This is a genomic window from Streptococcus mitis (assembly GCF_023109105.1).
Classification (GTDB): domain Bacteria; phylum Bacillota; class Bacilli; order Lactobacillales; family Streptococcaceae; genus Streptococcus; species Streptococcus mitis_BW.
This window is the reverse complement of the sequence record NZ_JALDTZ010000028.1, coordinates 1-6,527: the sequence shown is the minus strand read 5'-3', so window position 1 is coordinate 6,527 and position 6,527 is coordinate 1. Positions and strand designations below refer to the sequence as shown.

General features: G+C 35.3%; 8 protein-coding genes. All 8 read right to left on the bottom strand.

Annotation, left to right across the window (positions count from 1 at the left end; translation table 11 throughout):
* The coding region (locus M1F37_RS09820; protein ID WP_247935674.1) for a sigma-70 family RNA polymerase sigma factor at positions 1-435 on the bottom strand (435 nt) is incomplete at its 3' end.
* Positions 436-555: 120 nt separating this feature from the next.
* Complete coding sequence (gene ftsH / locus M1F37_RS09815) at positions 556-2,514, bottom strand: ATP-dependent zinc metalloprotease FtsH (protein WP_247935673.1); 1,959 nt, start codon at positions 2,512-2,514, stop codon at positions 556-558.
* Between the two features lie 15 nt (positions 2,515-2,529).
* Positions 2,530-3,072 carry a hypoxanthine phosphoribosyltransferase gene (gene hpt, locus M1F37_RS09810; protein WP_247935672.1) on the bottom strand — a complete coding sequence of 181 codons (543 nt, stop codon included), beginning with the start codon at positions 3,070-3,072 and terminating at the stop codon, positions 2,530-2,532.
* A gap of 4 nt (positions 3,073-3,076) precedes the next feature.
* A complete protein-coding gene (tilS, locus tag M1F37_RS09805; protein WP_247935671.1) occupies positions 3,077-4,354 on the bottom strand; it encodes a tRNA lysidine(34) synthetase TilS in 1,278 nt (425 codons plus the stop codon).
* Complete coding sequence (locus M1F37_RS09800) at positions 4,351-5,619, bottom strand: serine hydrolase (protein WP_247935670.1); 1,269 nt, start codon at positions 5,617-5,619, stop codon at positions 4,351-4,353. The genes tilS and M1F37_RS09800 overlap by 4 nt, the downstream gene beginning before the upstream one ends.
* Positions 5,612-5,734: an SP_0009 family protein gene (locus M1F37_RS10050; RefSeq protein WP_000429334.1), complete on the bottom strand. Its 123-nt coding sequence runs from the start codon at positions 5,732-5,734 to the stop codon at positions 5,612-5,614. The genes M1F37_RS09800 and M1F37_RS10050 overlap by 8 nt, the downstream gene beginning before the upstream one ends.
* Positions 5,735-5,738: 4 nt before the next feature.
* Positions 5,739-6,107 carry a septum formation initiator family protein gene (locus M1F37_RS09795; protein WP_247935669.1) on the bottom strand — a complete coding sequence of 123 codons (369 nt, stop codon included), beginning with the start codon at positions 6,105-6,107 and terminating at the stop codon, positions 5,739-5,741.
* A complete protein-coding gene (locus M1F37_RS09790; RefSeq protein ID WP_001234978.1) occupies positions 6,100-6,366 on the bottom strand; it encodes an RNA-binding S4 domain-containing protein in 267 nt (88 codons plus the stop codon). The genes M1F37_RS09795 and M1F37_RS09790 overlap by 8 nt, the downstream gene beginning before the upstream one ends.
* Positions 6,367-6,527 lie beyond the last annotated feature (161 nt).

Genomic DNA, 6,527 nt, shown 5'->3' with positions numbered 1-6,527 from the left:
CCTTAGCACTCTTTGACGTCCTCGGAAGCGTTCATTTCTTAAGACGCGTTCTAACTCTTCTTGTTTGTCTTTACTTTGTTTGCTTCTATAATCTCTTAGTGTTTCATGAAAGAGATAGTAATCATCCAGCCAGAGTCCTCCCTCACTGATACGATGACTAATCTCACCTACTTCTTCATAGGGTTCTTTATCATATCTTCGTTTTTGACTTTCTTGCTTACGGATATAATCTAAAATCCGATTCCGGAACTTAGTTTTGAAGTATTTCCTTAAACGAGAAATATCTTCTACCAACCCTTCTTCTTTACTAATCAATTCATGTAAGCAAATCATTCCCTCTTGGTCCCAATCCGATAGCTCCCATAAATGAAGGTAGTATTCATTTCTACACTTATATACAATTCCTTGGACTTCTTCATATAATTTTTTAAACATTCTATTCCCCTTTCTAGATACAGTCTAACAGATTCAGAAACACTTTTGGACCTTTTCTCCCGTTCTGTCCCCTACACCGTCTAAACTGCACAAAAAAGAGAGGGCATGCCTCTCTCAGGGTTATTTTTCATCATTCATTTTTGACTTTACTTCATCATAAGATAGGACATGTGATTCCTCTTCTACTGTTTCAGGCATCTTTCCTGTTTCGTAAAGAGATTTAATTTGTGTACTATCCAATGTTTCGTATTTCAATAATGTTTCTGCAATCAACTTGTGAGTTTCACGATTTGACTGAATAATTTCAGCAGCTTTGTTTCGTGCCTCATTTAATAATGAACGAACTTCTTCATCAATTTCATAAGCTGTTTGTTCTGAAATTGATTTTTGAGGACTTTGTGCACCAAACATAGCATGATTGCCCTCATATTGAACTGGGCCAAGTTTTTCACTCATACCGTATTCAGTGACCATTGCACGCGCCATTTGTGTCGCTTGTTCGAAGTCGTTTGAAGCTCCTGTAGTTTGAACATTAAAGATAATTTCTTCAGCTACACGTCCCCCCATTAAGCCAGCCAATTGCTCTTTCATATCTTCTTTAGATAGAAGCATTTGATCCTCTTTAGGAAGTGCAATCATGTATCCACCTGCACGGCCACGTGGTACAATTGTAACCTTATGGACAACGCGGGCATTCGACAAGACTAGACCAACAATGGTATGTCCTGCCTCATGGTAGGCAACCAATTCACGTTCTTTTTGTGAAACTGTCTTATCTTTCTTAGAAGGTCCAGCAATCACTCTATCTTCTGCTTCATCAATATCTGAGGCATCAATTATCGATTTATTGCGACGAGCAGCAACTAAAGCCGCTTCATTCAAGACATTCTCTAAATCAGCACCAACAAAACCTGGAGTTTGTTGAGCCACTAATTTCAAATCAACATCTTCTGCTAAAGGCTTGTTCTTAGCATGAACTTTCAAGATTGCTTCGCGCCCCTTAACATCAGGACGACCAACCAATACTTTTCTATCAAAACGTCCTGGACGCAAAAGGGCAGGGTCAAGTACATCTGAACGGTTTGTCGCAGCAATGACGATAATCCCTTCATTTCCCTCAAAACCATCCATCTCAATCAAGAGTTGGTTCAAGGTTTGTTCACGTTCGTCATTACCTCCGCCAAGACCAACTCCACGTTGACGTCCAACAGCATCAATTTCATCGATAAAGATAATAGCTGGTGCTGCTTTTTTAGCATCCTCAAAAAGTGAACGAACACGACTAGCTCCAACTCCGACAAACATTTCTACAAAGTCAGAACCTGAGATACTAAAGAATGGAACGCCTGCTTCTCCAGCGACTGCTTTAGCAAGCAAGGTCTTACCTGTTCCCGGAGGTCCCTCCAGAAGGACACCTGCTGGAATTCGGGCTCCAAGTTTTGTAAATCGTTTTGGATCTTTTAAGAATTCAACAACTTCAACTAGTTCTTGTTTTTCTTCCTCAGCTCCAGCAACATCTGAAAATCTTACTTTAATGTCTTCTTTATTTGCAGCTTTAGCCTTACTACGTCCAAAACTCATCGGGTTACGGCTATTATTTCCTCCCATATTTCCCATCATAGAGAATAGGAAGAAGAAGAGAATACCGAATGGTACAATGGATACAAGAATATTAATCCACATACCACTTGAACTTTCATGCTTAACAGTTACTTCCGCTTTATGGTCAGAAGCAAGCTTTTGCAATTCTGATACTGTAGTGTCTGAAGGAAGAATAATACTTGAAAATTTCTCTACTGTTGTAGCAGAAGGAGAAAAGAACTGAATGCCTGTTTCTTCTTTACTTGTTTTAGGATTTTTATAGACACCCGAAACTTCGATAACACTACCATTTGGTTGGTAAGTCAATTCTTTTACATTGTCATCGGTAATTTCTTTTACCAATTCTGTATAATTAATTTGCTCACTTTTCCCTGCAACACTACCTGTACTAAAATACTGGTAACCTGTAACTAGGAAAAAAATAAGTAATAACCATAGAAAAGGATTTTTAATTAAACCATTATTTTGTTTTTTCATTAAAAATTGTTCTTTCTAATTTGAATACACTTCTTCTTTCAATACCCCAACATATGGAAGGTTACGATAATTTTCTTTGTAGTCTAAACCGTAACCTACTACAAACTCATTTGGGATAGTAAAGCAGGTATAGTCTGCCTCAATTTCTACAACACGTCCTTCTGGTTTATCCAACAAGGTTGCAATGTTAACAGAAGCTGCTTCTCTTGCAATAAACATATCTCGCAAATTCTTCAAAGTTTGACCTGTATCAATGATATCTTCTACAAATAGAACATGTCTTCCTTTGATGTCTTGAGTTACATCTTGCTTGATATTGATGACACCACTACTTTCTGTTCCACCATGGTAGCTAGAAACCATCATGAAATCCATTTCAATATGTGTGTCGATATGCTTAACCAATTCTGCCATAAAAGGAATAGATCCTTTTAAAATCCCAACTAAAATTGGATTTTTTCCTGCATAATCCTTAGTTAATTGGGTACCTAATTTTTTAGCAGCTTCTGTAATTTCATCGTGTGAAACGAGAATTTTTTTAATATCATTTTCTAACATTTTTTTACCTATCTATTTTTTCTATATAAAGTACAGTGTTCATTATATCATTTTTCGTGTTTTTACTCAAATTACTGGTCGCAATTCCCAAAATTGAGACAATTTTACCAAATTGCTCAATAATCAGAGCAGATTTTCGCTTTTCCATAGGGATTTTCAAATCAATAAATAGACGTCTGAGTTTTTTTCTATGCCCATTTTGAATCAAAACATCTCCTGTTTTTCGATTACGAATGAGTATTGATGTTTCTCGTGAAACAGGTATTTGTTGAATTGATTCACCTTCTAAAGGAAGTCCAAAGGAAAACAAATATCCTTGGTAAGATACCTGATTTTGATAGTGTAACACAAGTTCATCTTCCTTTTCATCAGCCTGCGGACTGATTTTACAAATCCGAAACTGTTGGTACTCTTTTATCAATTCATAGCCATTTTTTAAAGAATGACGATACTGGCTTTTAGTTTTTAAAATTTGCCGAACTTCTTCAAACTGAGCTTTGGTAAGATTCAAATCTGGAAAACGATTCAGATAAGTTTGAAGTAAAACTCTTTGTGTGGACTCAGAGTAAGACAATAGTTGCTCTACATTTTCTACATCAATATTCTTTGATAATTCAGCTATGGCTAAGTCATAATCTAAAATTTCATTGCCGATGCTTAAGATTGCATCCCTAAATCGAGGATTTTCTTTTTCCAATTCTGGTAAATAAGAGTTTCGAATACGATTTCGAAAATAATGATTTTGCTGATTTGATGTATCTTCAAAGTGAAAAATTAATGGGAAGTCTTTTTTTTGAAAATGCAAGAAGGGCCGAATGATTTCTATCTCTCCGACTACTTGCTTCTCCTTAATTCCTGACAAATAGCGCAAACGAGTGCCTCGAATCAAACGCATCAAAATAGTTTCCATCTGGTCATCAGCATGGTGGGCAGTGACCAAGGCTGTCGCACCTGTCTTTTTCATTACCTCTTTAAAAAAATCATAACGAAAATGTCGTGCACGCGCTTCCGAAAATTCTCCTGAAAAATTGCTGATATAAATAGGAAGCTCTGCTTCAGCAGCTAACTTCCTTAATTCCTTTTCTTCCCAATCTGATTCTACTCTCTGCTTATGATTCACATGAGCTAAAATCAGTTCAATTTCTAGCTCTTTTTTATAGGTAGACAATACCTTAAATAGAAACATAGAATCTAATCCACCAGAAAGAGCAAGCACCACCTTAGTATGTTTTTTAAAATATCCTCTCTTGAGAAAATGATTTAAAAAATCTTGTTCCCTCATTTTAGAACCTCATAAACATCCTTGGCTATCTGAGAAATCGTATCATAATCAGAATTCTTAGTGAAAATAGAAAGAACAAATGGAGAATCTGCATAGACAACACCCGTATCATGCTCAAATTCGTCCGCATCCCCAATTTTATGAGCTACCTTCACGGAAACACCTTTGGCAATTCGCTCATTATCAAAATCTGTTTTAGTCAAAGACTCCAATACAAATCCATTTTGATTATAAATAGCTTCCATAACCTTCCCAGCCATTTTAGAAGAAATCAATTTTTCTTTTGGATCCCAATCATCTCCCATAATAGCAGACATCTTAGACTTGAATGTTGCATCAGATTGATTTGAAATGTAATATCCCAATAAATTATGAGCTACATTATCAGATTCTTTTGATACTTTCGTAATTAAATCCTTTAGAGAATACTCTTTATTATCCTCTTTTTTAGGAAGACTACCACTTCCCTCTGGTTTATAAGAACCCGGAAAATCATTGACTGCAGATACGTATTTTACAGTCGTGTCTAACTGATAAAGACCTTCATTTATTTTCTCTTGCGTATAGTAGAGATAAGGTAGTTTTAAAACACTAGCTGCATACATTTTTTCATCTTGATTGATACCAGCTTCTTTACCAGTAGTCAATTGTTTAACATAAATAGAAAATGAATCCTTCTGATATTTTTCAGTTAACATTTCTTGGACTTTACTCATCCGATTATCTTCTTCAGAAGTTAATTCCTTGTCTACCCATCCAGCCTGATCAATATGTAGAAATTCTCTTCCTTCTACAAACATGGTCTTGTCTATTGAAACTTGCGAATAAGCTGATAAGGATGATTTCATTTCTTTTAAATCATAAGGACTGTTGTACAGTTTAAAATCAGATTCTAACCATACTTTTTTTATTGTTTTAGTTACCTCTGATTGATCATATAAAAATCGTTTGTCCGCAGCTATAAATTGATGGTTGGATAACTTAAATACCGGAATTCCTTGTTTATTTAAGCGCCACTCAGTTATTTGAAAACTTGTTTTGGGAGTCAATTTTCCAGATTCTACCACTAAATCTTCATTCGCATAGACAGGAACTTCTCCATAAACAATAGGGGAACTTAATTTTTCTCTAAAATAAATACCAAAGTCAGATTGTGAAAGGTAATAAATTTCTTTCGAAGTATAGACTACTTCTTTTTCTGTGCTAACGACTTTTGAAATAGTCAAAAAACTCGGGAGCAACAAAATAATTAAGAATTTACGCATTCTTCCTTTCCTTTTCTTCTTGTAAACGCAATAATTGATTTTTATCAGCCAACTCTTCCAGTTTTTCATCCGATAGACTCAAAAATTGCTCTATTACATCTAATAAATTTTCCATTTTATCACCTTTGAAGCAAGTCAGGAATCGTATAAACTATTTCCCTCGACTTAGAATAATAGTACTTCGCTCGTGTATATTTGGCAGCATAATCCTCATCTTTCAACTTGGTAGCAAATGCTGTCTCCTTATCCTTTTCATCACTCAAAGTTTGATACTGAGTTTGCAAGTCTGCTAATTGCTGACGTCTTTGGAGTAATTGGTGATAGCTTTGAGCAAGATTATAAGTTGGTAAAATGAACAATAAAATCATCAAAATGAGAACCCAACCCATGAAACGATTACGTTTTTGTCGTTCCTTCATCAGATAGCGACGACGTTGATGTTCATTTTGAATAAAAGAATTATTCAATTGTACGATATTTTTAGACATTTTCTTCTACCCGTGTTTCACTGATAATTTCATACATGCCTGCTGCATCTTCTTTTTTTGTACTATCTTTCATCTCCAGTACTTTTACAAGTAGCAACTTATTTCCAAAACGAATTTCAACTTGGTCATTAACTTTCAAATCCGTTGAACTTTTGGCCAAGATTCCATTTACCTTGATTCTTCCTTTATCGGCTACTTCTTTTGCGACTGTACGACGCTTGATAATTCTTGATACTTTTAAATATTTGTCTAATCTCATTTTTATTACCTCAAATTATTATTGTACCATTTTTATCTACTTTATAGAAGAAAAATGTTAAAGTGAATTGTCTTCTTTCGACTCTGGTAACTTCTCAGAGTAACTTCCACTTGTCTGACCAAAGTGGAAGTTAGTCTAAAACGGATTTTTATGGTGGAATT

Coding starts and splice junctions, on each gene's coding strand:
- ftsH (WP_247935673.1), bottom strand. CDS start 2,514: ATGAAAAAACAAAATAATGGTTTAATTAAAAATCCTTTTCTATGGTTA.
- M1F37_RS10050 (WP_000429334.1), bottom strand. CDS start 5,734: ATGGAAAATTTATTAGATGTAATAGAGCAATTTTTGAGTCTATCGGAT.
- M1F37_RS09800 (WP_247935670.1), bottom strand. CDS start 5,619: ATGCGTAAATTCTTAATTATTTTGTTGCTCCCGAGTTTTTTGACTATT.
- M1F37_RS09790 (WP_001234978.1), bottom strand. CDS start 6,366: ATGAGATTAGACAAATATTTAAAAGTATCAAGAATTATCAAGCGTCGT.
- M1F37_RS09795 (WP_247935669.1), bottom strand. CDS start 6,107: ATGTCTAAAAATATCGTACAATTGAATAATTCTTTTATTCAAAATGAA.
- hpt (WP_247935672.1), bottom strand. CDS start 3,072: ATGTTAGAAAATGATATTAAAAAAATTCTCGTTTCACACGATGAAATT.
- tilS (WP_247935671.1), bottom strand. CDS start 4,354: ATGAGGGAACAAGATTTTTTAAATCATTTTCTCAAGAGAGGATATTTT.